Consider the following 23,974-nt stretch of genomic DNA (forward strand, 5'->3'; position numbering starts at 1 on the left):
CGATTCGCCGACAGACCCTGCGGCAACACCCTTGACACGTCCTGTCACTTGGCTCCCTACTGGACCTTGCATCCCACTATGACAACGTTGTCCATGCATTTTCCCGGGGAGGAACGGCTCGGCATGCAGCCACCACGCGGCCTCAACCACGGCTTCGACACAGCCCCTCACGCGGTCCCCCGCCCGGCCCCCCGCCGGAGACGGACCCCCACAGCAGCCGCCCTGGCGGCGTCCCTCGCCCTGGTGGTGATCGCCCCCGCGGTCGCCGCCGCGCAGCCCGCGTCGCCGGACCGCAAGCCCTCCGGCGACCGGACGTTCACCACCTCTTTCGAGGCGGACGAGAAGCAGCCGGACTGGCGCAGCACCGTCGAGGAGGGCCCCGACGGCAAGAAGCGGTCCTCCGGCGTCGACGGCGGCTTCTCCTCCGGCATCCCGGGCAACGTCACCGACCGGGTGACGGAGGTGCGCGCGAGCGCCGAGAACACCGCGGGCGGCGAGGTCAAGGAGAACCTCGTCGATGTCGAGCCGGCCTCGAAGTGGCTGACGTTCGCCAAGACCGGCTGGGTCGAGTTCGATCTGGACGAACCGGTCAAGGTCGTGACGTACGCGCTCACTTCGGCCAACGACCACGCCGAACGCGACCCGAAGAGCTGGACGCTCCGGGGCTCGGCGGACGGCAAGGAGTGGACCGACCTCGACACCCGCGGCGGCGAGTCCTTCGCCAAGCGGCACGAGACGAAGACGTACGACTTCGCGGGCGACACCGCCTACCGACACTTCCGGCTGGAGATCACCGAGAACAACGGCGCGTCGGGCATACTCCAGCTCGCCGACGTTCAGTTCTCGAACGGTGACACCTCCACTCCGGTGCCCGACGAGATGCGCAGCCAGCCCGACCGCGGCCCCTCCGGCTCCCCCACCGCCAAGTCGGGCGCGGGATTCACCGGAAAGAAGGCGCTGCGCTACGCGGGTACGCACACGTCCGACGGACGCGCCTACTCGTACAACAAGATCTTCGACGTGAACACGGCCGTCACCAAGGACACCGAGCTGTCCTACCTCGTCTATCCGCAGATGGGCGAGACCGACCTGAACTACCCGGCCACGCACATCGCGGTGGACCTCGCCTTCACCGACGGCACCTACCTGAGCGACCTGAAGGCCACCGACAGCCACGGCGGGCTGCTGACCCCGCAGGGCCAGGCGGACGCCAAGCGCCTCTACGTGAACCAGTGGAACAAGGTCGCCGCCCGGATCGGCACGGTCGCCGCGGGCAGGACGGTCGACCGGATCCTGGTGGCGTACGACTCCCCCAAGGGGAAGGCGAAGTTCCAGGGCTGGATCGACGACATCGCGATCGCCCCGAAGAAGCCGGAGAAGCGCAAGGCGCATCTGTCGGACTACGCGCTGACGACCCGCGGCACCAACTCCAGCGGCGGCTTCTCGCGCGGCAACAACATTCCGGCCACGGCGGTCCCTCATGGCTTCAACTTCTGGACGCCGGTGACCAACGCCGGTTCGCTGAGCTGGCTGTACGACTACCACCGGGGCAACAACGCGGACAACCTCCCCACGCTCCAGGCGTTCGGTGCGAGCCATGAGCCGAGCCCGTGGATGGGCGACCGGCAGACCTTCCAGCTGATGCCCTCGGCCGCGAGCGGCACCCCGGACGCCTCCCGCACCGCCCGCGCGCTGCCCTTCCGGCACGAGAACGAGACGGCGAAGCCGCACTACTACGGCGTCACGTTCGAGAACGGCCTCCAGGCCGAGATGACGCCGACCGACCACGCGGCCCGGATGCGGTTCACCTATCCGGGCAAGGACGCCAGCCTGATCTTCGACAACGTGTCGAACGCCGGCGGCATCACCCTGGCCCCGGAGACCCGTTCCTTCTCCGGCTACACGGACGTCAAGAGCGGCCTGTCCACCGGCGCGACCCGGATGTTCGTGTACGGCGTCTTCGACGCGCCGGTCACCGCCAGCGGCAGGCTGAAGGGCGGCGGGGGCGACGACGTCACCGGCTTCTTCCGCTTCGACGCGGGCAAGGACCGCACGGTCAACCTGCGGCTGGCCACCTCGCTGATCGGCGTCGACCAGGCGAAGCAGAACCTGGCGACGGAGATACCGGAGTCCACCTCGTTCGAGCGTGTGCAGCGCAAGGCGCAGAGCGCCTGGGACGACATCCTCGGAACGGTCGAGGTCGAGGGCGCCAACGCCGACCAGCTGACGACGCTCTACTCCAGCCTCTACCGGCTCTACCTCTACCCGAACTCCGGCCACGAGAAGGTGAAGGGCAAGAACAGGTACGCCAGCCCCTTCTCCAAGGCGACCGGCGAGAACACCCCGACGCGGACCGGCGCGAAGATCGTCGACGGCGAGGTGTACGTCAACAACGGATTCTGGGACACCTACCGCACGACCTGGCCGGCCTACTCCTTCTTCTCCCCGAAGAAGGCCGGGAAGCTGGTGGACGGCTTCGTGCAGCACTACAAGGACGGCGGCTGGACCTCGCGCTGGTCCTCCCCCGGCTACGCGGACCTGATGACCGGCACCAGCTCGGACGTGGCGTTCGCCGACGCGTACGTCAAGGGCGTGAAGTTCGACGCCGAGGCGGCCTACGACGCGGCGCTCAAGAACGCCACCGTGGCCCCGCCGTCCTCGGGCGTCGGCCGCAAGGGCCTGCAGACCTCGGTCTTCACCGGTTACGCCGACACCGCCACCCACGAGGGCCTGTCCTGGTCCCTGGAGGGTTACGTCAACGACTACGGCATCGCCCGCATGGGCCAGGAGCTGTACAAGAAGACGAAGAAGGCGCGGTACAAGGAAGAGTCCGAGTACTTCATGAACCGGGCGCAGAAGTACGTCAAGCTCTTCGACGACAAGGCCGGGTTCTTCCAGGGCAAGAAGCCGAACGGCGACTGGCGCCTGCCCTCGGACCAGTACGACCCGCGCGTCTGGGGCTACGACTACACCGAGACCAACGGCTGGGGCTACGCCTTCACCGCCCCGCAGGACAGCCGGGGCCTGGCCAACCTGTACGGCGGCCGCGCCGGCCTGGGCAAGAAGCTGGACACGTACTTCTCGACGCCGGAGACGGCGGGCCCGGAGTTCGTCGGCAGCTACGGCGGGGTCATCCACGAGATGACCGAGGCGCGTGACGTGCGGATGGGCCAGTACGGGCACAGCAACCAGGTCGCCCACCACGCCACGTACATGTACAACGCGGCCTCGCAGCCGTACAAGACGCAGGAGAAGGTCCGCGAGGTGCTGGGCCGGCTGTACGTCGGCAGCGAGATCGGGCAGGGCATCCACGGCGACGAGGACAACGGCGAGCAGTCGGCGTGGTTCCTCTTCTCCTCGCTCGGCTTCTACCCGCTGGTGATGGGCAGCGGGGAGTACGCCATCGGCTCGCCGCTCTTCAAGAAGGTCACCGTCCGCATGGACAACGGCCGCAAGCTGGTCGTGAAGGCCCCGAAGAACAGCGACAAGAACATCTACGTGCAGGGCGTGAAGGTCAACGGCAAGAAGTGGACCTCCACGGCGCTCCCCCACGACGTCCTGGCCAAGGGCGGCACGCTGGAGTTCGCCATGGGCCCGAAGCCGTCGGCCTGGGGCACGGGCAAGGACGCGGCCCCGGTCTCGGTGCAGAAGGACGACAAGGTCCCGACGCCCAAGGGCGACGCGCTGAAGGGTGGCGGCGCGCTGTTCGACGACACCTCCGCCACGTCGGCGACGGTGGAGTCGGTGGAGCTGCCGGTCTCCTCGGCCACGAAGGGGATCCAGTACACGCTGACCTCGGCGGCGGCCGACAAGGCCCCGAAGGGATGGACGCTCCAGGGTTCGGCGGACGGCAAGAAGTGGAAGGACCTCGACCGCCGCGCCGGCCAGTCGTTCGCCTGGGACAGGCAGACCCGGGTGTTCTCGGTGGACAGGCCGGGCTCGTACACGAAGTACCGGCTGGTGCTGACGGGTTCGGCGACGCTCGCGGAGGTGGAGCTGCTGTCCTGAGTGTGACGCGGTGAGCGCGGGCGGCCGGTACCCCGAGGGCGGGGGTGCCGGCCGCCGGCGTGTCAGCGGTTCCGGCGGGCGCGACGGCCGTGGCGGCACGAGAGTCCAGGCGGGTGCGAGGGGCGTGGCGGGTGCGACGGCCGTGGCGGCACCAGAGTCCTGGCGGGTGCGACGGCCGTGGCGGGCGCGGCTCAGCCGCCCTGGAGGCTTTCGGGCAGGGCGACGTTGAGCGCGGCGACGACCGGGCGGCCGTGTTCGGTGCCGAGGCGGGAGACGGCGCCGGTGGCGAGCTGGAAGAGGCGGCCCTCGGCCGGGGTCAGGCCGAGGTAGCGGGCGGTGAGGACGCGCAGGAAGTGCGAGTGCGCGACGAGCGCGATGTCCTCCTCGTCCGGCACCTCCTCGGCGGCCGACCGGACGCCCGCGAGCACCTGGTCGGCCCGCTGCCCGATCTGGGCGGGGCTCTCGCCGGGGTGCTCGTCGGAGCCGGGGTCGACGCCGTCGGTCCACAGGTTCCAGAAGGGGCGGGTGCGGCGGATCTCGCGGGTGGTGACGCCCTCGTACCCGCCGTAGTCCCACTCCCGCAGCTCGGGGGTGACCCGGGGCGCGGGGAGTCCGGCCAGTTCGGCGGTGCGGCGGGCCCGGATCGACGGGCTGACGAGGGTGAGGCCGATGGTGCGGTCGGCCAGCAGCGGGACGAGCGCGCGGGCCTGGCGCTCCCCGACATCGGTGAGGGGCAGGTCGGTCCAGCTCGTGTGCTGCCCGGAACGGGACCATTCGGTCTCGCCGTGCCGGATGAGGATCAGCTCGCCCATGGTGGTCCGTTCGCTCTCTGTCCAGGTGGTGCGGGTGGGGCTGATGGGGCCACGTACGGTAAACCCTTCAGCTGATCACTTTCCCGTGGGGGGATCGCATGTCCGGCAACTTTCCGCCTCCGCCGCCCGAACAGCCGCAGCCGGAGCACGTGCCTCCGGTGGGGGCTCCTCCAGAGCGGCCTTCGCCGTGGGCCGCGCCCGCGGGGCCGCCGCGGAAGCAGCACACGGGGCTGATCGTGACGCTCGCCGTGGGCGGTGGGCTCATCGTGGCGGGAGCGGTGGTGGCGCTCGTCTACTCGGCGATGGACTCCGTCGAGGACTCCATCGCGCTGCCGCCGAGGTCGGAGGCGCCCTACTCGGAGCCGTACGACGAGGACTCCGCACCGTACGAGGAGGAGCCCGCGCCGGAGCCCACCGCGACCGAATCCGATGCGTGGAAGGACGTCACGATCACCGCGTGCACGCGCGATCCGCGGATCGGCTGGCAGTCGGCGAAGGTGAAGGTGGTGAACGGCTCGGCCACGACGTCCAGCTACACCATCACGATGGAGTTTCTCGACAAGGAGGGCGTCAAGGTCGCGGAGGGCGGGGCGGGAGTGGTCGCCCTGGAGCCCGGCGGGACCGCGGTGAGGAAGGCGCAGGGCCTCGGTGAGGTACCGCCCGGCACGACCTGCCGGATCAGCGACGTCTGGCGCACGCCGTCGGATTCCGCGGGCTGAGGCCGGTCCGGGGCCACGGCGGCGGGAACGGCGCGAGGGCCGCGCCCCGGGACCCCCGGGGCGCGGCCCTCGCGTTGTGCCGCCCGCCGATCAGTCGCGGATCAGACCGATCAGCTGCGGATCAGACCGATCAGTTGCGGATCAGGCTGCGGAGCACGTACTGCAGGATGCCGCCGTTGCGGTAGTAGTCGGCCTCGCCGGGGGTGTCGATGCGGACGACCGCGTCGAACTCCACACCGGTGTCGGTGGTGACCTTGACCGTACGGGGCGTGGTGCCGTTGTTCAGCTCGGTGACACCGGTGAAGGAGAAGGCCTCCTCGCCGGTGAGACCGAGGGTCTCGGCGTTCTGGCCCTCGGGGAACTGGAGCGGGAGGACGCCCATGCCGATGAGGTTCGAGCGGTGGATGCGCTCGTAGGACTCGGCGATGACGGCCTTGACGCCGAGGAGCGCGGTGCCCTTGGCGGCCCAGTCGCGGGACGAGCCGGAGCCGTACTCCTTGCCCGCGAGGATCGCGAGCGGGACGCCGGCGGCCTGGTAGTTCTGCGAGGCGTCGTAGATGAACGACACCGGGCCGTCGGCCTGGGTGAAGTCGCGGGTGTAGCCGCCCTCGGTGCCCGGCGCGATCTGGTTGCGCAGGCGGATGTTGGCGAACGTGCCGCGGATCATGACCTCGTGGTTACCACGGCGCGAGCCGTAGGAGTTGAAGTCACGGCGCTCGATGCCGTGCTCCGTGAGGTACTTGCCGGCCGGGGTGTCGGCCTTGATGGCGCCGGCCGGGGAGATGTGGTCGGTGGTGACCGAGTCGCCCAGCTTGGCGAGGACGCGGGCGCCGGAGATGTCCTCGACCGGGGACGGGTCCATCGCCATGCCCTCGAAGTACGGGGGCTTGCGCACGTAGGTGGACTCGGAGTCCCACTCGAAGGTGTTGCCGGTCGGGATGGGGAGCGCCTGCCACTGGGCGTCGCCCGCGAAGACGTCCTGGTAGGACTTGTTGAACATGTCCTCGCCGATGGCGTTGGCCACGACGTCGTTGACCTCGGCCTCGGTCGGCCAGATGTCGGCCAGGAAGACCGGCTTGCCGTCCTGGTCGACGCCGAGGGCGTCCTTGGTGATGTCGACCTTCATCGAACCGGCGATGGCGTACGCGACGACCAGCGGCGGGGACGCCAGGTAGTTCATCTTGACGTCGGGGTTGATGCGGCCCTCGAAGTTGCGGTTGCCGGAGAGGACCGACGTGACCGCGAGGTCGTTGTCGTTGACGGCCTTGGAGACCTCCTCCGGCAGCGGGCCGGAGTTGCCGATGCAGGTGGTGCAGCCGTAACCGACGAGGTTGAAGCCGACCTTGTCGAGGTACGGGGTCAGACCCGCCTTGTCGAAGTAGTCGGTGACGACCTTCGAGCCCGGGGCGAGGGTGGTCTTGACCCACGGCTTGCGGGTCAGGCCCTTCTCGACGGCCTTCTTCGCCACGAGCGCGGCGGCGACCATGACGTAGGGGTTCGAGGTGTTGGTGCAGGAGGTGATCGCGGCGACGGTGACGGCGCCGTGGTCGATCTCGTACGTCGAGCCGTCGGGGGCCGTGACGGTGGTCGGCTTCGACGGGACGCCGTTGGAGACGGCCGGGGCGTCGGAGGCCGGGAAGGACTCCTTGCCCGCCTCCTCGTCGTCCGAGACGTAGTTGCGGACGTCCTGGGCGAACTGCTGCGCGGCGTTGGCGAGGACGATGCGGTCCTGCGGGCGCTTCGGGCCGGCGATGGAGGGGACGACCGTGGCGAGGTCGAGCTCCAGCTTCTCGGAGAAGTCGGGCTCGGCCTTCGGGTCCAGCCAGAGGCCCTGCTCCTTGGCGTACGCCTCGACGAGGGCGACCTGCTGGGCGTCGCGGCCGGTCAGGCGCAGGTAGTTCAGGGTCTCGTCGTCGATCGGGAAGATCGCGGCGGTGGAGCCGAACTCCGGCGACATGTTGCCGATGGTGGCGCGGTTGGCGAGCGAGGTGGCGGCGACGCCCTCACCGTAGAACTCGACGAACTTGCCGACGACGCCGTGCTTGCGGAGCATCTCGGTGATGGTCAGCACGAGGTCCGTGGCGGTGGTGCCGGGCTTGAGCTCACCGGTCAGCTTGAAGCCGACGACGCGCGGGATGAGCATGGAGACCGGCTGGCCGAGCATCGCGGCCTCGGCCTCGATGCCGCCGACGCCCCAGCCGAGCACACCGAGGCCGTTGACCATGGTGGTGTGCGAGTCGGTGCCGACGAGGGTGTCGGGGTAGGCCTGGCCGCCCCGGACCATGACGGTGCGCGCCAGGTGCTCGATGTTCACCTGGTGGACGATGCCGGTGCCCGGGGGGACGACCTTGAACTCGTCGAAGGCGGTCTGGCCCCAGCGCAGGAACTGGTAGCGCTCCTTGTTGCGGCCGTACTCCAGCTCCACGTTCTGGCCGAAGGCGTCCTTCGTACCGAACTTGTCGGCGATGACGGAGTGGTCGATGACCAGCTCGGCCGGGGCCAGCGGGTTGATCTTCGCCGGGTCGCCGCCCAGCTCCTTGACGGCCTCACGCATGGTGGCGAGGTCCACGACACACGGGACGCCGGTGAAGTCCTGCATGATCACGCGGGCCGGCGTGAACTGGATCTCCTGGCTCGGCTGCGCCTGGGAGTCCCAGCCGCCGATGGCCCGGATGTGGTCGGCGGTGATGTTCGCGCCGTCCTCGGTGCGGAGCAGGTTCTCCAGCAGGACCTTCAGGCTGTACGGGAGGCGCGCGGAGCCCTCTACCTTGTCCAGCTTGAAGATCTCGTACGACTCGTCGCCCACACGCAGCGTGCTGCGGGCGTCGAAGCTGTTCGCCGACACGACAGTCTCCTTCTTCAATGTGCGCGTCTACCGCGCCGCGCCTCATTGGCAGCCGGCGCCGCGTTTTGCCACCTACGGCCCCGGCCATCCGCTAAGGTAAGGCTTAGTTAGGTAACCCTTACTGGGCGGCGGCTGTGGTGCGCCTCGGCAGATATCTCGATGTCGAGATAACTCTAGTACATAGCCGCCGCCCGGTCATGCCCAGGTGCCCCGTGACCGCACCGACCACTCGGATCTCTTGACGCGGTACGCGCCGACGGCGTGCGGCTGCGCGGCCCCGACCGCCCCGTCGGGTGGAAGATCTACGGTCGGTGGCATGCTCGATCCGCCGCGTGCCGGGCCGACGTCCCCGAAGGACGGCGGCCGCCCCGCCCCGCCCGCGGGGCGCGCTTCCCACGGACCGGCAGGGCCCCGCCGGCCGACGCCTCCGCCCGTCCCCTCCCCTGTTCCCAGCCACCTCTCACCAGGGAGCCCTCCACCGTGCTCGTCGCCCGCTCCATCGCCCTGTTCGTCGTCGCCGCGCTGTTCGAGATCGGGGGAGCCTGGCTGGTCTGGCAGGGCCTGCGGGAGCACAAGGGGTGGGTGTGGGTCGGCGCGGGCGTCATCGCGCTCGGGCTGTACGGCGTGGTCGCCACCTTCCAGAGCGACGAGAACTTCGGCCGGATCCTCGCCGCGTACGGCGGCATCTTCGTCGCCGGGTCGATCGCCTGGGGCATGGTCGCCGACGGCTACCGCCCGGACCGCTTCGACATCGCCGGGGCCCTGGTCTGCCTGGCCGGTATGGCCGTGATCATGTACGCGCCGCGCGGCCACTGACACGGCCACCACTAACCTGGGCGCCTCACTTGAGGGGGACCGATGACGACAGCCGACGAACCGCCCATCGTCTTCGTGCACGGGACGCGTTTCAGCGCCGGACAGTGGAGCACGCAACTCGCCGCGCTCCGGGAGGAGTTCCCGGTCACCGCCGTCGACCTTCCGGGCCATGGAGCGCGCTCGGCCCAGCCGTGGAGTCTGAACGCGGCGACGGAGGTCGTCGCCGCCGCGGTGGACTCGCTCGGCGGCGGCCCGGCCGTGGTCGTCGGGCATTCACTCGGCGGTTACGTTGCGCTGGAGTTCGCCCGGCGCCGCCCCGAGCGGTTGCGTGCGCTGGTTCTCGCGGGCGCCAGCGCCTCCACCCGCGGGCCCTGGGCCGCGCCCTACCGGTGGGTCGCCGGCCTGGTGCCCCGTATTCCGGCGGACCGGCTGACCCGCTGGAACGACCGGCTGCTGCTGCGGCACTACCCACGGGAGGTGGTGGAGGCGACCATCCGCTCCGGATACGCCTTCCACACCCTGCCGGCCGCCTGGGGCGAGGTGCTGGGCCGGTTCGGCACGGACGCGCTGCGTCATGTGGCGGCGCCGGTACTGATCCTGAACGGCGAGAAGGACACCGTCTTCCGGTCCGGTGAGGCGGACTTCGCCCGTGCGCATCCGGATGCCCGTATCGAATTGATCCCACGGGCCGGGCATCTCGCGAACTTCGACGCCCCGGACGTCTTCACCGGCGCGGTCCGCCGCTTCGCCCGGGGGCTTCCGGTGACCGGCTGAGCGGGGCCACGCACGCCGTCGGCGCCCTGCGCACGGTCACCCCACGTCGGTGCCGAGGACGCGATCGAGCGCCGCCCGGCCGGCGGGCCCCCAGGCCGGCTTGCCGCCGGGGAGCCCGCGCTCCCCGTTGTCGCCCATGAGCAGGAGGAACAGGCTTTTCAGCGCGGCCAGTCCACGGGCGCGCCGCATCGTCGCCCCGTCCGCCCGCGCGTACGCGTCGAAGAACCGCGCGGCCCCGCCCCGGGGAAGGACGACCCAGGCGGCCGCGAGGTCCCACGCCGGATCCCCGGCGAACAGGTCACCGAAGTCGATCACGCCCGAGAGCGTCCCGTCGGGTCGGGATGCTGCTCCCGGAGCAGGTCACGGACCAGGTCCGCCGTGATCTCGGTCTCGGCGGCGGTGGCGGAGTCGAGGCCGGGCTCGGAACCGGGATCGGGATCGGGATCGGGATCGGTCATGCCGAGCCACGGTACCGGGGCGGGTCCGGCCGGTCAGTCAGTCAGTCAGTCAGTCGAGGCAGAACTCGTTGCCCTCGACGTCCTGCATCACGAGGCAGGACTCGTTCTCCTCGTCGGCGACGAGGAGACGTACGCGCTTCGCACCGAGCGGCAGAAGTCGCGCGCACTCGGCCTCCAGCGCGGCGAGGCGCTCCTCCCCGACGAGCCCGGTACCGACCCGCACATCGAGATGCACGCGGTTCTTGACGACCTTGTCCTCGGGAACGCGCTGGAAGTACAGCCGCGGGCCCACCCCCGCGGGATCCTGGCAGGCGAACCCCGCGTCCCGCTTCTCCGGCGGCAGGGAGAGGTCGTAGGCGTCCCAGTCGGCGAACCCCTGCGGCGGCGGAGGTACGACGTACCCCAGCACCTCGCACCAGAAGCGGGCGACGCGCGTGGGTGACGCGCAGTCGAAGGTGACCTGGACCTGCCTGATCGACGTCATCGGGCCACCGTAGGGGGTCCGCCGTTCGACGGGCATCCGAATTTCCTCGCCGGACGGGCGGCCCCCGAGGCGCCGCGAAAAGGAGAGGCGGAACCCGGAGTGCGCTGGAAGGATGGCGCCGACCAGGCCCGACACGCCCGGCCCGCGCCCCGACACGCAGGAGACGCACCCACCGTGCCCCGCACCAGCGCCGTTTCGCTGATCCGTTCCCGTACCCTCTCCGACGTCGCCGAGTACGCCTACGCGGCCACGGCGCCCGCCGGGTCCCGGCTGATCTTCCTCGCCGGCGCGTGCCCGCTCGACGAGCACGGCGACACCGTGGCGGTCGGGGACTACGCGGGCCAGGCGGCGCGGGCCGTGACGAACCTGCGGACCGCGCTCGCCGACGCCGGTGCCGCGGTCGAGGACGTCATCAGCACCCGGGTCCTCGTGGCGTCGGCCCGGCAGGAGGATCTCGTGGCCGCCTGGAAGGTGGTCCGGGACGCGTTCGGCGAGCACGACGTGCCCAGCACCCTGATGGGCGTCACGGTGCTCGGATACGACGATCAGCTCGTCGAGATCGAAGCCGTGGCCGCCGTCCTCGACGAGCCGCGGTCCGGAGGACCGGCTTGCCCACCGTCGGCGTGATGACGCGGTGAGCTGAGCACAGAAGGCACGGACCCGCCCCCGTACGGACGTACCGGCCGCGCCGTCTGCTCCCGGGCGGGCGACGATGGGGAGACCCGGGCCGTGCGGAGCCGGTACGGGCCCGTCACTCGAACGGCACACCCCCGCAGCATTCTCATCTCATATCTGAGATAGCCTGCCGACATGTCAGACGACTACCTCGTACGTATCGGCAAACTCATCCGTGACGCCCGTCAGCATCGGGGCTGGACACAGACGCAGTTGGCCGAGGCCCTCGGCACCAGCCAGAGCGCCGTCAACCGCATCGAGCGCGGCAACCAGAACATCAGCCTTGAGATGATCGCCCGCATCGGTGAGGCTCTCGACAGCGAGATCGTGTCGCTCGGGTACGCCGGTCCCATGCATCTGCGGGTCGTCGGCGGCCGACGGCTCTCCGGGGCGATCGACGTCAAGACCAGCAAGAACGCCTGCGTCGCGCTGCTGTGCGCCTCGCTGCTCAACAAGGGGCGCACCGTCTTGCGCCGGGTGGCCCGGATCGAGGAGGTGTTCCGGCTCCTGGAGGTGCTCAACTCCATCGGGGTGCGCACCCGCTGGGTCAACGACGGGGTGGACCTGGAGATCGTGCCGCCCGCGCAGCTGGACCTGGCGGCGATCGACGCCGACGCCGCGCGCCGGACCCGCTCGATCATCATGTTCCTGGGGCCGTTGCTGCACCGGACGGAGCAGTTCACCCTGCCGTACGCGGGCGGCTGCGACCTGGGCACCCGCACGATCGAGCCGCACATGATCGCGCTGCGCCGCTTCGGCCTGGAGATCGCCGCGACGGAGGGCCTGTACCACGCGCAGGTCGACCGCACCGTCGCCCCGGACCGGCCCATCGTGCTGACCGAACGCGGCGACACGGTGACCGAGAACGCCCTGCTGGCCGCCGCCCGCCACGACGGCACGACGGTCATCCGCAACGCCTCATCGAACTACATGGTCCAGGACCTGTGCTTCTTCCTGGAGGCCCTGGGCGTACGGGTCGACGGGGTCGGCACGACGACGCTCACCGTGCACGGGGTCCCGCAGATCGACGTGGACGTGGACTACTCCCCCTCCGAGGACCCGGTCGAGGCGATGAGCCTGCTGGCCGCCGCGGTGGTCACCGAATCCGAACTCACCATCCGCCGGGTGCCCATCGAGTTCCTGGAGATCGAGCTCGCCGTCCTGGAGGAGATGGGCGTCGACTGCGACCGCACCCCGGAGTACGCGGCCGACAACGCCCGCACCCGCCTGGTGGACCTCACCGTCCGGCCCTCAAAGCTGGAGGCCCCGATCGACAAGATCCACCCGATGCCGTTCCCCGGCCTCAACATCGACAACGTCCCGTTCTTCGCGGCGATCGCCGCCGCGGCCCACGGCCAGACCCTGATCCACGACTGGGTCTACGACAACCGCGCGATCTACCTCACCGACCTCAACCGCCTCGGCGGCCGCCTCCAACTCCTCGACCCCCACCGGGTCCTGGTCGAGGGCCCGACCCGCTGGCGCGCCGCCGAAATGATGTGCCCGCCCGCACTGCGGCCCGCCGTGGTGGTGCTGCTGGCGATGATGGCGGCGGAAGGCACCTCCGTACTCCGCAACGTCTATGTGATCAACCGCGGTTACGAGGAACTGGCCGAGCGGCTCAACTCTGTGGGGGCGCAGATCGAGATCTTCCGGGATATCTGACGGGTGGGATGTCGTGCCCCTAGGAGACGAGGGGCACGACACTGCAATATGCCAGCTGACCTGCGGATACCTGTCTTCACGACCTTCCGCTGAACTCTGTCGTTTTTCAGCGCCTTGTGCAATGCATGTGCAAGATGATCTTGAATGGCTGATGAAAGGTCAGCAAACCTTGAGCAATCGTCAGCCTTTACGGAGGGTTGTCGCCGAGCGGCCTCGCAACATCCGATGTCGGTCGGATCACGCCGACCGCGTCTGGGCGACGAGGCAAACCGCCATCCGCCCGACGCCTCCGGCCTCACGACGCAGCCTGAGGTCCGACCGCGCATCCAAGTCCTCCGGCTGACCACTTCGCCACGCTGGCAGGATGCCAAACTGCCCGAGGCGATCGCCCACGAGCCCGCCCCTTCCGACACTCTGCGAACTTTCGGCGCCGTCGTCCAGGCCTTGCGTGAGCACGCGGGGCTCAGTCGGGTGGACTTGGGGCGTGGAAGTGCCGTGCGTGCCGATCGATCGCGGGGAACCGGCTCCCGCCGGGTACCGATCCGCATTGCGGGAGTCCCTCTTCGCGGGTGAAGCCGCTCCGCCCGAGTGGCCGAGGAACGTCGGCCTCGATATCGATCAGTGTTACGAGGAAGCCGAGCCGAGGACGTCGCCGCGCTCGCCCAGCCCCCGGCACATCACCGAAACGGTTCTCTGCCAGTTGGTGGCATTCGGCTTCGGGGATGTCGAAGGGGGGACGCCGAAGTCCCCATCCGGTCCGACGTGTTCCACATCGAGTGGCACAGCCGGGCCAAGAGTCTGTCCACGTCCGGCTGAACGGCCTTGCCGCGGCGGCCGGCGATGACGTACCAAAGCGGCTCATCGTGATCACGACATCCGGCATCAGCCGCCCGGCAGCGGCCTTCGCCGACTCGGCCAAGGCGTTCGTCTTTTTCGTCGACCGCAGCGCTGACAGCTGGTGGCACTGAACACCCGTGCCCAGGAAACACTTTTGCCCCACACAAAACCAGCCGATCGTGAGCTGGAGCCCTGGTATCCGCCCCGCACGCGACCGCCCCGTCAGAGACCTGCCCTCGCCAGCAGAGTCTTCAGCGCTCCCGGCTTGACCTTCTGCACGGACCGCACCTGGCCGAGTTCCAGCTCGTCCCGGCTCACCGGGTCGGCGTACAGGGCACCCGTGGGGCCGGGCAGGAGGTCGACCGACTTTCCCGGACGCGGAGACCACTGTGTCGCCGTCCGGCATCATGTCCCCCATGACGAACGGGGTGGACGTGCGCACGGCTGCGGCCGAGTTCGACCGGAGCGCCGTGGCGGACGCCGCGTCGGCTGCCGAGGACGAGCGCAAGCAGGTGCTGTCCCAGTTTCCGTTGGAGGACTGGGCGAAGCTGCCGCTGGAGCGCTACGCCCTCGGACAGGCCGCGCCGCCCGGAGCGGGGCCGACATACTGCCGGCTGATGGAGTTCGGCACTCCGCATCTGGGCAGCATCAAGGGCGGAAGTGCCGCGAAGCACATCATGTACCACCACGTCTCCGGGGAGTGGCGGCTGGCCGCGCCCCTGCGGGGGATGGACCCACAGGACGCCTGGGCGGAACTGCGCGGACAGTTCGTCCGGGCTTTCGACGCCCTCGGGGCAGGGGACTTCGAGGCGCTGGACGACCTCGAAGTACTGCGATACGGACCGACGTTGGTGACTAAGTCGCTGGCCACCTACTTCCCGCAGCACTTCCTGCCGATCTACGCGGGAGAGCACCTGCGCCGGTTCGTCACGCTGCTGGGCGGTTCGACGCAAGGTGATGTTCCGGCCTGGGGGAGCAATCGTCGGCTGCTGGAACTGGTCCGCTCTTTAGCGGAGTTCGAGGGCTGGACCAGGCACGAAGTGATGCATTTCCTCTACGCGCACTTCGATCCGCGGTCCCAGCAGCGCACCGTATGGAAGATCGCGCCCGGCGAGCGCGGCCGACTGTGGGAGGAGTGCCGAGCGGGAGGAGTCATCCGGGTCGGATGGGACCAACTCGGAGACCTCGGCCTCTACCAGAGCGACACCGATCTCAAGCAGGCCCTGGACAGGAACTGGCCCCGTAAGAGCGGGGGCAGCCTGACCCTCGCGCGCCGGCTGATGGCCTTCCGTGACCTGGAGGATGGCGACCGGATCGTGGCCAACCGAGGTACGGACGAGGTCCTGGCCATCGGCACGGTCAACGGGAGTTACCGCTTCGAAGCGGACCGGCCCGAGTTCCAGCACGTCGTCTCCGTGGACTGGGATCTCTCACACGCTCGGAAGCTGTCGGAACCGAAGCAGTGGCGGTCCACCTTCGCCAAGGTCGACCCGGCCCTCTTCGCGAGGCTCATCGCACCCCAGGGCGCTTCGGGTGTGGACGTGATCCGAGCACCGCAGACCACGCCGGTCGCGCTGCCCGAGGACGTACAGGCCGTGCTGGACGCTCTGGAGCGCAAGGGGCAAGTGATTCTCCACGGGCCACCCGGTACGGGCAAGACACGCCTCGCACTCGGCGTCGCCCTCGCCCTGGACGGCCGCGCGGACGCGCTCGGTGCCGACGCCCGTCACCGTGGCCTTACACAAGCCGAGATGTTGCACGGCGACCGGGTCAGCATGGTCACCTTCCATCCCTCCTACGGTTACGAGGACTTCGTCGAGGGATTCAAACCGGACCTGAGCGCCACCGGGCCGGGACTCACCCTCGCCCTCACGGACGGCCTGTTCCACAGCATGTGCAGCCGTGCCGCCGCCCATCCCGACCAGACGTTCCTGCTGGTCATCGACGAGATCAACCGCGGTGACCTACCGCGTATCTTCGGCGAGTTGATCACACTCCTCGAACTCGACAAGCGGAACCTTCCGGTCGCTCTGCCCGTCAGCAAGCGACGCTTCTCCGTCCCGCCGAACGTCCGGATCATCGGCACCATGAACACCGCCGACCGGAGCATCAGCCACCTGGACGCCGCGGTCCGACGCCGCTTCGCCTTCCTACCCGTAGGACCGGACCCGGACGCCGTCTCCGGAACGGTCGGCCCCCTGGACCTGGCCGCGTTCTTCGAGTCCCTCAACGGCCGCATCGCCCGTGATCTCGACGCGGACCACCAGATCGGGCATGCCTACCTGCTGCGCGACGGTGCGCCCATCGCCACGGAGGAGGACCTGGCCTCGGCCTTCCATCACGAGGTGGTCCCGCTCCTGGAGGACTACTGCCTCGGCCGGGCGGAACTGCTGCACCTCATCCTCGGCGACCTGGTCGACGCCGACACCGGACGTGCGCGCCTCATGTCGCCGCAGGATCTGGTGGACGCGCTTGCGACCGAGTTCACCAGCGGCGCTCCCGGCCCGGATGCCTGACCGCGTCCCGGTCCCTCTCGGTGAGTACGATTCCGCCCAGCTGGAGCCCGGCCAACTCACTCCGCGGGACATCGACCGTCTGCAGGCCCTTCAGGCACGGGGCTGCCTCACCCTGAGCAGGGAGCGCACCGGCTGGCGCCTCAAGGCCGACGCGACCGTCGGCGTCCTGGTCCTGGACCGCGTCCGCGTAATTATCTCCCCCAAGTTCGCCATTCCGGGAGAGCAGCTCATGATCTGGCTCGCCTACGCCCTCGTTACACCCGTCCCGGCAACAGCAAGGCGCTGGGCCACTGGCTCCGACGGTTACGCCGACCTGATTGCCGCCGCCCTGCTCGAACAGTGCGAGCGGCTGCTGCGGGAGGGCCTGCGCCGGGACTACGTACGCCGCCGGAGCGTCGACTCGGTGCTCCGGGGACGCCTGGACGTCGCCGCCCAGGCCACCCGGCGCTACGGGCAGCTGGACCAGCTACACATGCGCACCTTCGACCGGGAGGTGGACATCTGGGACAATCGCGTTCTGGGGAGCGCGCTGAAGGCGGCACTCGGTCCGACCACCAGCCCGGACCTGGCGCGCGCCCTGCACGACATCGCCGGCGCCTTCCCACAGGCGCCTACCCCCACAGCGGCGCTCCGCGCCCTGGACCGCACGCACTACACCCGCCTCAACGCCCGTTATCGCCCCGCCCACACCTGGGCCCGCCTGCTGCTGCGCGGCGGGGGCGTGAGCGACCTGCTCGCCGACCAGGGCGCCACGGCGGACGGCCTCCTGCTCAGGATGCCCGCGCTCTGGGAAGCCGTCGTACGCCGTCTCGGCACCGAGGCCGTCGGCGCTCGCGGCGGCCACGTCGTACCCGGCGAAAACGGCGCCGGCATCACCGTCCGCGGAGACCTGGGCAACAACTCGACGTTCCGGCCCGACCTTCTGCTCAGCCTCCCGGAACGCGGCACGGCATACCGCAGATTGCTGCCGATAGACGCCAAGTACAAGCGCTACGACCGGCGCGGGGTGAGCGCGGACGACGTCCACCAGCTCCTTACCTACAGCGGCGGTTACGGGCCTGCCGAAGACCCGATCGCCGTCATCGTCCACCCCCGGACGGGCGGCAACGCCCAGCGCATCCTCCGGGTGCGGGGCCCCAACGGCCTGTTGGGCACCGTCCATGTCCTCGGCGTCGACACCCGCGCCACGCCGGAGCAGGCGACGGACTGGATCAGTTCAGTACTGCACTGAACACCCCTATCGACCATGTGGCTCCCGCACCGCGATGTCCGTCTTTTCGTACCGGACAGCCTCCACAAAGCCAATGAGAGAAGGGCGCAAAGGCGTTCATGCAGGCCCATCTGAAAATCGGCCGGGGCTACACCGTCGCCCCGCGCCTGCACTTCTACGAGGATGGCCCCCGCTCGGGCAAGGTCTACATCGGCTACCTCGGGCCGCACCTGCGCAACACCCTGACCTGACCGCTCAACCTCGCACGTGTACGGCCCGGTCAGCGACGGCGGTCTCGACACAGCTGTCGCCTTCGCTGCCGCTGTAGCTGGACTTGAACCAGGCGAGTTCCGTCGTTCCGCTGCTCATAGCTTTCCTCGCAGTCGCTCCAGCAGGCCCTTGGAGTCCGACGGACTCAGGGCCTGCGAGCGCAGTGCTTCATAGCGCAGACAGAGCACACTCACCTCTCTGGGGTCCGAGATCAGCCTCCCGTTCTTCTGCCCCTCGGAGTACCCGAGCCGTCGCCCCTCCGGGGTCTCCAGCACCTGCACCGGCCCGTCCAGGGACGCGTGCAGGCCCGCGCTCAGGGGCACCACCTGCAAGGTCACGTTCCTCGGAGCGCTGCGCTCCAGGACGTGGTCCAGCAACTCGCGCATCTGCTCCGCACTTCCGAAGCCCCTCCGGAGCACATGCTCCTCGACGATGAAGCTGAACGGAACCTTCGGCCGCTCCCGCATCATCGCCTGACGCTCCATCCGCGCAGCGAGCTGCGCCTCCAGCTCCTCATCCGTCCTCAGCGGAATCGTGCCCTCGAACACAGCCCGCGCGTAGGCCTCCGACTGGAGCAGCCCCGGCACCAGCCGGCACTCGTACGTGCACAGGCTCACCGCCTCACGCTCCAGCCGGGCCCACCGCCGGAACCACGCCGCGAGTCCTGCTTCGCCTCTGCTCATATGCCGCGATGCCTTCCGTAGCGCACCGGTGTTACCCAGAGCCTCCTCGGCGCGCTCGACGAACGCCTCGTCCGGCATACGGCGGCCCAGCTCCACGGACTCGACGGTGTGCCGGGAGTACTGGACACGGGCGCTCAGGTCATCCCGGCTGAGTCCCGCGTGCTCGCGCAGGGCCTGGACGACCGCACCGAAGGTGCGCAGAGTGTCCGAGGGTGAGGGTTCGCGCTCGCACTCCCCCGCCTCGGCCGACCGCACACGCGTGTTCCCGGCCACGTCCGTGTCCACGTCGCCACCGTCCATCCGCCGCCCCTCTCCGTACGCACCGCGACCGCCTCCCGCGTCGCGCGTGCAGGACACTCAGCGTGACGGATCAGAGCACGTACCGTCCACTCTCCGTGCCTGTACGCTGACTCCGCGTACGGGGTCGGGCTCTCGCCCTCGCCGCTCCCCCACGGCGAGGATGCGTGCATGGACCACCTCGTCATCCCCGTCAATACCCGGCCTCACGCACACACGTTCACCCAGTTGTTGTCCCTCACCCGCCGGGGAGCCCGGCTCGCGCGTCTCCTCGCTGTCACCCAACTGCACACCTGGGAAGCCCCGCAGGACCTCACGAAGCGTGCCGAACTGGTCGTCGGGGAACTGGCCGCCAACGCCGTCCTCCACGGCCTCGTGCCGGGGCGTTGCTTCCGACTCAGCCTCGCCCTCGAACCGACGGCGGGCCGTCTGCGCGTCGAAGTCGTCAATGCGCGCGGCGAGTCGCCCCCTCGCCTCCCCGCTGCGGGTGCTGGACCGGAGGCTCTGCCGGACGGCGGACGGGGCCTGCTGCTCGTCGCCCCTCTCTCCGGCCGGTGGGAGTGCGTCCCCTACCCACCGGGCGGCAAGACGGTCCGGGCCGAGCTGTCGCCATCCTGAACGGAGGTGTGCCACCGGGTGTCTTGAACCGGTGGGTCCAACACACAGGACGGCTACGATCTTGCTCAACGCAGTCGGCGGGTCTCAGGAACCCATCCCTTGCGATGGGCCTTCCGGTCCTGACGTCCGGGTGCTGATCACACCGGATGCAGGGACCGAACCCTGTGCTTGTCACAGGGTGGCGGAGGGGACACAGCGCCGCCCGGTCTGGGGCGGAGGAACAGCTCAAGGTGAGGCTCGTCGGCTGCGTCTCACCAGCGGGGGACGGGGCGGCTCGATGACGACGGCAGACGACTTCGCGGATCTCAGCCACGCGGAGTTCCTCAAGGCCGTGGTCAGCGGCTCGATCTACCCGTACACCGAGCACCGGATTCCCAAGCCGCGCGGAGGACTGCGCACCCTGCACGCCCCCATCCCGCGCCTGTCGTGGATGCAGCAGGAAATCCTGGTCCGCCTGGGGGCTCTTCCGGCCAGGTTCCAGCCGCACCCGGCGGCGTACGCCTATCGCCGGGGTCGCTCGGTCGTGGACTGCGCGGCCGTCCATCTGCGGGCCCACACCGTGACCCGCCTGGATGTCGCCGACTTCTTCGGGAGCATCAGAGAGCGGCATGTCCACGCGGCCCTCAAGGACGCGTGGCCCCGCACGGAACGCCCTGAGTACCGAGTCGCCGTCGTGGAGGGCGACGACGGTTCCCCGGAGATCGGCCTGCGCCGTGTCGGCCGCACCTTCGGTGCCTACACCACGGCCCGGCTGGTCACCGTGTCGCCGCCCGGGCCGAACCACACCTGGACGAACCGTGGCACTGGGCACCGCGAGGTACGCCTGGAGGCCACCGGACAGCGCTTCGACGTCCCCCGGCCCGCCCTGGTCACCCGGCACACCCGCGAGGGCTTCCTGCCGCAGGGCGCGCCTACCAGTGGGTACCTGTCGAACATCGTCATGCGTGACGTCGACGCGGTCCTCGCCCACAAGGCCGAGTCCTGGGGTCTGCGCTACACCCGCTACAGCGACGACCTGTACTTCTCCAGCCGTGGGCCCGTCCGCCAGGAGCGGGTGGACCGCCTCGTCACCGAGGTGAAGAGGGCCTTGGAGCCTCTGGGCATGAGACTCAACGCGAAGAAGACCTACGTGGCGCGTCCCGGTTCCCGCAGGAGCGTGCTGGGCATCCTCGTCGACGGCCCCACCCCTCGACTGACGCGCGACTACAAGCGCCGCATCACCCTTCATGTGCGAGGAGCCGCATCGTTCGGTGTCATGCAGCACTGCCGTCACCAGAAGTTCGGAGATCTGGCGGAGCTGGACGCGCATGTCACCGGGCTGCTGTCGTTCGCGCACATGGCCGATCCCCGTTGGGCCGGTGAACAGTTGGCGGCATGGAAACGGCTGCGCGAGATCCCACTGGAGCACGAGGAACCGGTGCTGACGCAACACGGGCTGGACCTCCTGTTCGACGAGGAGGTCGATGCCTCCCAGGTGGACCTGGCCAAGGCGTCGATCGACGATCTCGTCCGCGGTGCCCAGCGCTATCGCGCGTCCGCCGATTATGTGCGCCTGCTGGAGTTCGTGGGCCGCTTCGAGCGGTATGCCCCGTTCAACGCGATGGTGGTCCACGTCCAGAAGCCGGGCGCGCGTTACGTCCTGTCCTCCGCGGAGTGGAAGTCGAAGTTCCTGCGGGTGCTCAAGCCCGGCGCCCAACCACTGCTGATCTTCCAGCCCCGAGGGCCGTACATGCTGGTGTACGACGTCGGGGACACCGAGGCCCTGCCGGGAGCCCGCCCCCTGCCCAGGGAGGTGACCTCCCCCGTGGCGGTGACCTCCTGGGCCGACGCGAAGAGGGTCGCCGAGGTCTGGCACCACACGGTGTCGAACCTGGCACCCCTCGGGATCAGACTTACCCTGGTCGACCATGCCGCCTCCTCCTGCGGGTTCACGCACCCGAGCACGTCCGGTGGCTTCGTCGAACGCCCTGGCAGCAGGCCCGGGGACCGGCCGGAGAGGTACCCGACGCTCTTCGAGATCGCGGTCAACCGGAATCTCTCCCGGCTGGACCGCTACGCCACGCTGGCCCATGAGCTCGGACACCTGTTCTGCGGACACCTCGGCGCAGGTCCTGGGGAGTCCTGGCCCGACCGTCGGTGGCAACCTCACTCGGACAAGGAACGCATCGCCGCCCGCGCACGCAACGAGGTCGAGGCGGAGTCCATCGCCTACATGGTCCTCAAGCGGTTGGACCCGGATGTCCAGATGGGCGACTACATCACCGGACACCTCGGCCCCGACCAGCAGGTCCCCGACAGCGTCGCCCTCAACCTCACGTTCAGGGCCGCCGGCCTGATCATCGAGATGGGGCAGAAGCGCGTTCCGGCCACCAGGCTCCAGAAGACGAAGAAGTGATCTTCAGGGCAGTTGTGCGAGCCTTCCTGTCATACGCAGCCGCGGGGCGCTTCCTACCCCCGTGGCTCCGAAAGTCCGCCCGAGAGGTGTCCAGGAGGACCTCCGCCCTGCTCCACCGGTCTACGCCGGCACCGCGGGAAGCACGAACACCGAGCCGTCCCTGTCGCGGGCGATCTCGATCGCCACGTCTGTCGTACGGCTGTTGACTGTGACACCACGTCCCAACTGGTGAATCCGGTGAGCCGCGCCCATGAGGCGATCCACCTCGCCGGTCGTGAAGACCGGCGCCCGCAATCCGCTCGGACGTGCCAACTCCAGGGCCGACAGGCGTACCAGGACACCGGCGATGCCCGTCTCCATTTCGTCGACGCGCTGCTGATCACGCTTGAGTTCGCGGGTGAAGTGCTGGAACGGATTGCCTTCGTCGCTCTGTGCGTGCTCGACGGCTTGGAGGATGATCACCCGCCGTTTCAGCGCTACGGCCAAGGACGCGAGTTCGATGTGGGTGCGGAACGTACCGCCATGGTCGTCGTCCACGCCCGGGAACGCCTTCGTCAGGTTGGCCAGTTCGACGGTCCCGCCGTCACAGAAACCGTCGAGGGCGCCCTGCCACCGAGCAAGGCGCCCTTCGGCCTTGCTCAGCGCCGTGTCGATGGTGTGCACCGCTGAATCGAGTCCAAGGGAGACACCGAGCTTGCCTTGGTCGAGCAGAATGGCCGTGGCCTTGTCGACTGCGCCGCGGCAGCCGTCGAGTGCGCTCCGCTCGTCGTCGAGCCTGTCCTCCTGAATGCTCTCAAGAAGCTCAGTGATGTGCTCGATGGCCTGCTGCCGCCTGCGGTCGGCGTGTGCGCTCACTCCCACTGCCACCGCCATGAGCACGAGCGGAGCGGCCACGGTGAGCGCCGTGCCGCCGGCGGCCACCGCACCGGCGGTCGCTCCGGCCCCGCCGGCCGTGCCCGCCGCTGCCGCTCCTCCGACCGGCACGAACCTCGCGTGGCCGGCGATCCTGCCGCCGGAATCCACGAGCGGGCCGTATATTCCAGCGGCCACGCCCTTCGGCACCATCGAGCGGACGCAGCCCTGCCCGAACTGGGCGGCGACCTTCGCCGGGACGACCATGCGATACAGATTCTCACCGGAGGCAGTTGCTCTGGCCGCCGTGAGAGAGCTCCGCGTCGACTGCGTGATGAACTGTGACAGGTGCTGCGCCAGTGGGCTTGCGGCGTCGAGCGGGATGCCGCGGCCACGGTCGATCTTGTCCGGCAGCGGATGCACCTCCAGGGTGACGATCGGCTCGTCGGCCAGAGCCGCCAGCACTCCGCGCAGTTCAGCGAGGCGTTCACCCGTCATCGGCTCGCCTGCGATCAGCCCCGGCACTCGGACATCAGCGGTCGCCAGCGTCCACACGGGCACGGTCGTACTGCGGTCGTCAGTCATCATCTCCCCCTTGCTCTCCTGCACCTTACGTGCGACTCCGTACGGAGCCGTCTCGTCACCGCTCATCACCGCGACCGCACCCACCGGTCCAGCCCCTCCAGATGCCTCGGTAACTGGCTTCCCTGCCAACCCAGCACCAGCCGCTGGCGGGCACGGGTGATCATGACGTAGTACGCCGCGCGCAAGGTCGCCGACGTGGGGTCGGAGCCCGAGTCGGACTCCATGTCTGCGATGACGACCGTGTCGAAGTCGAGACCCTTGACGCTTGCACGGTGGACGATGACAACTCCCGGACGAGTCAGATCGAGTTCGCTGTAGCGGCCCGATGTCGCCTCCGAGCTGTACGTCTGAGGCTCTTGGGCCAGACCTGCTCGCTCCAGGCGCTGTGTCAAGTCACTGAGGTTTTCTCAGCGAAATGATCTTCGCGAAGCGGGCTGAACCATGTTGATCGGGTC

18 protein-coding genes and 2 pseudogenes are annotated in these 23,974 nt (G+C 69.4%); 11 read left to right on the plus strand and 9 right to left on the minus strand.

Features of this window, described 5'->3' with window-relative positions:
- Positions 1 to 123 precede the first annotated feature (123 nt).
- Positions 124 to 4,008 (plus strand): GH92 family glycosyl hydrolase, encoded by a 3,885-nt coding sequence (locus IE145_RS09425; protein ID WP_189520457.1) that lies wholly within the window; start codon positions 124 to 126, stop codon positions 4,006 to 4,008.
- Positions 4,009 to 4,199: 191 nt separating this feature from the next.
- Here the strand turns inward: IE145_RS09425 and IE145_RS09430 are convergent, their stop codons facing one another.
- A complete protein-coding gene (locus tag IE145_RS09430; protein ID WP_093813270.1) occupies positions 4,200 to 4,820 on the minus strand; it encodes a histidine phosphatase family protein in 621 nt (206 codons plus the stop codon).
- A 236-nt stretch (positions 4,821 to 5,056) separates the two neighbouring features.
- Here IE145_RS09430 and IE145_RS09435 point away from each other — a divergent pair, with 236 nt between their 5' ends.
- A complete protein-coding gene (locus IE145_RS09435) occupies positions 5,057 to 5,539 on the plus strand; it encodes a hypothetical protein (protein ID WP_229825453.1) in 483 nt (160 codons plus the stop codon).
- A gap of 130 nt (positions 5,540 to 5,669) precedes the next feature.
- Here IE145_RS09435 and acnA read toward each other — a convergent pair whose 3' ends face one another.
- Complete coding sequence (gene acnA / locus IE145_RS09440) at positions 5,670 to 8,384, minus strand: aconitate hydratase AcnA (protein ID WP_189520459.1); 2,715 nt, start codon at positions 8,382 to 8,384, stop codon at positions 5,670 to 5,672.
- A gap of 480 nt (positions 8,385 to 8,864) precedes the next feature.
- Between acnA and IE145_RS09445 the strand changes: the two genes are divergently transcribed.
- Complete coding sequence (locus tag IE145_RS09445; RefSeq protein WP_189520460.1) at positions 8,865 to 9,200, plus strand: YnfA family protein; 336 nt, start codon at positions 8,865 to 8,867, stop codon at positions 9,198 to 9,200.
- A gap of 42 nt (positions 9,201 to 9,242) precedes the next feature.
- Complete coding sequence (locus tag IE145_RS09450; protein WP_189520461.1) at positions 9,243 to 9,974, plus strand: alpha/beta fold hydrolase; 732 nt, start codon at positions 9,243 to 9,245, stop codon at positions 9,972 to 9,974.
- Positions 9,975 to 10,010: 36 nt separating this feature from the next.
- Here the strand turns inward: IE145_RS09450 and IE145_RS09455 are convergent.
- From IE145_RS09455 to IE145_RS09465, 3 genes and pseudogenes are all read right to left on the minus strand, one after another.
- Positions 10,011 to 10,307, minus strand: a pseudogene (locus IE145_RS09455) (phosphotransferase); the annotation flags it as partial.
- Complete coding sequence (locus IE145_RS09460; protein WP_189520462.1) at positions 10,286 to 10,432, minus strand: hypothetical protein; 147 nt, start codon at positions 10,430 to 10,432, stop codon at positions 10,286 to 10,288. The gene IE145_RS09460 and the pseudogene IE145_RS09455, both read right to left, overlap by 22 nt.
- A gap of 49 nt (positions 10,433 to 10,481) precedes the next feature.
- Positions 10,482 to 10,916: a VOC family protein gene (locus IE145_RS09465; protein WP_189520463.1), complete on the minus strand. Its 435-nt coding sequence runs from the start codon at positions 10,914 to 10,916 to the stop codon at positions 10,482 to 10,484.
- 174 nt (positions 10,917 to 11,090) lie between these two features.
- On the opposite strand from IE145_RS09465, the gene IE145_RS09470 reads away from it, so the two are divergent.
- The 5 genes from IE145_RS09470 to IE145_RS33735 all read left to right on the plus strand — a co-directional run bounded on the left by IE145_RS09470 (position 11,091) and on the right by IE145_RS33735 (position 18,070).
- The gene (locus IE145_RS09470; RefSeq protein ID WP_189520464.1) at positions 11,091 to 11,543 is read left to right on the plus strand and encodes a RidA family protein; all 453 of its coding nucleotides are present in this window, start codon (positions 11,091 to 11,093) and stop codon (positions 11,541 to 11,543) included.
- Positions 11,544 to 11,726: 183 nt separating this feature from the next.
- On the plus strand, positions 11,727 to 13,256 hold the full coding sequence (locus IE145_RS09475) for a helix-turn-helix domain-containing protein (RefSeq protein WP_006128374.1): 1,530 nt from the start codon (positions 11,727 to 11,729) through the stop codon (positions 13,254 to 13,256).
- 1,253 nt (positions 13,257 to 14,509) lie between these two features.
- Positions 14,510 to 16,609 carry an McrB family protein gene (locus tag IE145_RS09485; RefSeq protein ID WP_189520465.1) on the plus strand — a complete coding sequence of 700 codons (2,100 nt, stop codon included), beginning with the start codon at positions 14,510 to 14,512 and terminating at the stop codon, positions 16,607 to 16,609.
- Positions 16,602 to 17,840: an McrC family protein gene (locus IE145_RS09490; RefSeq protein ID WP_189520466.1), complete on the plus strand. Its 1,239-nt coding sequence runs from the start codon at positions 16,602 to 16,604 to the stop codon at positions 17,838 to 17,840. The genes IE145_RS09485 and IE145_RS09490 overlap by 8 nt, the downstream gene beginning before the upstream one ends.
- A 98-nt stretch (positions 17,841 to 17,938) precedes the next feature.
- Positions 17,939 to 18,070 carry a hypothetical protein gene (locus IE145_RS33735; RefSeq protein WP_268246812.1) on the plus strand — a complete coding sequence of 44 codons (132 nt, stop codon included), beginning with the start codon at positions 17,939 to 17,941 and terminating at the stop codon, positions 18,068 to 18,070.
- A 10-nt stretch (positions 18,071 to 18,080) separates the two neighbouring features.
- Here IE145_RS33735 and IE145_RS09495 read toward each other — a convergent pair.
- Both IE145_RS09495 and IE145_RS09500 read right to left on the minus strand, forming a co-directional pair.
- Positions 18,081 to 18,188, minus strand: a pseudogene (locus IE145_RS09495) (DUF397 domain-containing protein); the annotation flags it as partial.
- Entirely contained in the window at positions 18,185 to 19,072 is an 888-nt protein-coding gene (locus tag IE145_RS09500) for a helix-turn-helix domain-containing protein (RefSeq protein ID WP_189520468.1), read from the minus strand. The gene IE145_RS09500 and the pseudogene IE145_RS09495, both read right to left, overlap by 4 nt.
- A 168-nt stretch (positions 19,073 to 19,240) precedes the next feature.
- On the opposite strand from IE145_RS09500, the gene IE145_RS09505 reads away from it, so the two are divergent.
- Positions 19,241 to 19,687 carry an ATP-binding protein gene (locus IE145_RS09505; RefSeq protein WP_189520469.1) on the plus strand — a complete coding sequence of 149 codons (447 nt, stop codon included), beginning with the start codon at positions 19,241 to 19,243 and terminating at the stop codon, positions 19,685 to 19,687.
- A 277-nt stretch (positions 19,688 to 19,964) separates the two neighbouring features.
- Positions 19,965 to 22,082, plus strand: a complete 2,118-nt coding sequence (locus tag IE145_RS09510) for an RNA-directed DNA polymerase (RefSeq protein WP_189520470.1) — start codon at positions 19,965 to 19,967, stop codon at positions 22,080 to 22,082.
- Between the two features lie 120 nt (positions 22,083 to 22,202).
- Here IE145_RS09510 and IE145_RS09515 read toward each other — a convergent pair whose 3' ends face one another.
- Both IE145_RS09515 and IE145_RS09520 read right to left on the minus strand, forming a co-directional pair.
- Positions 22,203 to 23,519 (minus strand): hypothetical protein, encoded by a 1,317-nt coding sequence (locus tag IE145_RS09515; protein WP_189520486.1) that lies wholly within the window; start codon positions 23,517 to 23,519, stop codon positions 22,203 to 22,205.
- A 65-nt stretch (positions 23,520 to 23,584) separates the two neighbouring features.
- Positions 23,585 to 23,911, minus strand: coding sequence for a P-loop NTPase family protein (locus IE145_RS09520; RefSeq protein ID WP_229825456.1), 327 nt, complete (start codon positions 23,909 to 23,911; stop codon positions 23,585 to 23,587).
- Positions 23,912 to 23,974: the final 63 nt, after the last annotated feature.

Source organism: Streptomyces sindenensis (assembly GCF_014649035.1).
GTDB lineage: Bacteria > Actinomycetota > Actinomycetes > Streptomycetales > Streptomycetaceae > Streptomyces > Streptomyces sindenensis.

What these genes read in the sequence shown, in the direction of transcription:
- IE145_RS09425 (WP_189520457.1), top strand. Translation starts at nt 124, where the DNA reads ATGCAGCCACCACGCGGCCTCAACCACGGCTTCGACACAGCCCCTCAC.
- IE145_RS33735 (WP_268246812.1), top strand. Translation starts at nt 17,939, where the DNA reads ATGCAGGCCCATCTGAAAATCGGCCGGGGCTACACCGTCGCCCCGCGC.
- IE145_RS09490 (WP_189520466.1), top strand. Translation starts at nt 16,602, where the DNA reads ATGCCTGACCGCGTCCCGGTCCCTCTCGGTGAGTACGATTCCGCCCAG.
- IE145_RS09485 (WP_189520465.1), top strand. Translation starts at nt 14,510, where the DNA reads ATGACGAACGGGGTGGACGTGCGCACGGCTGCGGCCGAGTTCGACCGG.
- IE145_RS09515 (WP_189520486.1), bottom strand. Translation starts at nt 23,519, where the DNA reads ATGACTGACGACCGCAGTACGACCGTGCCCGTGTGGACGCTGGCGACC.
- IE145_RS09510 (WP_189520470.1), top strand. Translation starts at nt 19,965, where the DNA reads ATGACGACGGCAGACGACTTCGCGGATCTCAGCCACGCGGAGTTCCTC.
- IE145_RS09475 (WP_006128374.1), top strand. Translation starts at nt 11,727, where the DNA reads ATGTCAGACGACTACCTCGTACGTATCGGCAAACTCATCCGTGACGCC.
- IE145_RS09505 (WP_189520469.1), top strand. Translation starts at nt 19,241, where the DNA reads ATGGACCACCTCGTCATCCCCGTCAATACCCGGCCTCACGCACACACG.
- IE145_RS09500 (WP_189520468.1), bottom strand. Translation starts at nt 19,072, where the DNA reads ATGGACGGTGGCGACGTGGACACGGACGTGGCCGGGAACACGCGTGTG.
- IE145_RS09465 (WP_189520463.1), bottom strand. Translation starts at nt 10,916, where the DNA reads ATGACGTCGATCAGGCAGGTCCAGGTCACCTTCGACTGCGCGTCACCC.
- IE145_RS09460 (WP_189520462.1), bottom strand. Translation starts at nt 10,432, where the DNA reads ATGACCGATCCCGATCCCGATCCCGATCCCGGTTCCGAGCCCGGCCTC.
- IE145_RS09430 (WP_093813270.1), bottom strand. Translation starts at nt 4,820, where the DNA reads ATGGGCGAGCTGATCCTCATCCGGCACGGCGAGACCGAATGGTCCCGT.
- IE145_RS09450 (WP_189520461.1), top strand. Translation starts at nt 9,243, where the DNA reads ATGACGACAGCCGACGAACCGCCCATCGTCTTCGTGCACGGGACGCGT.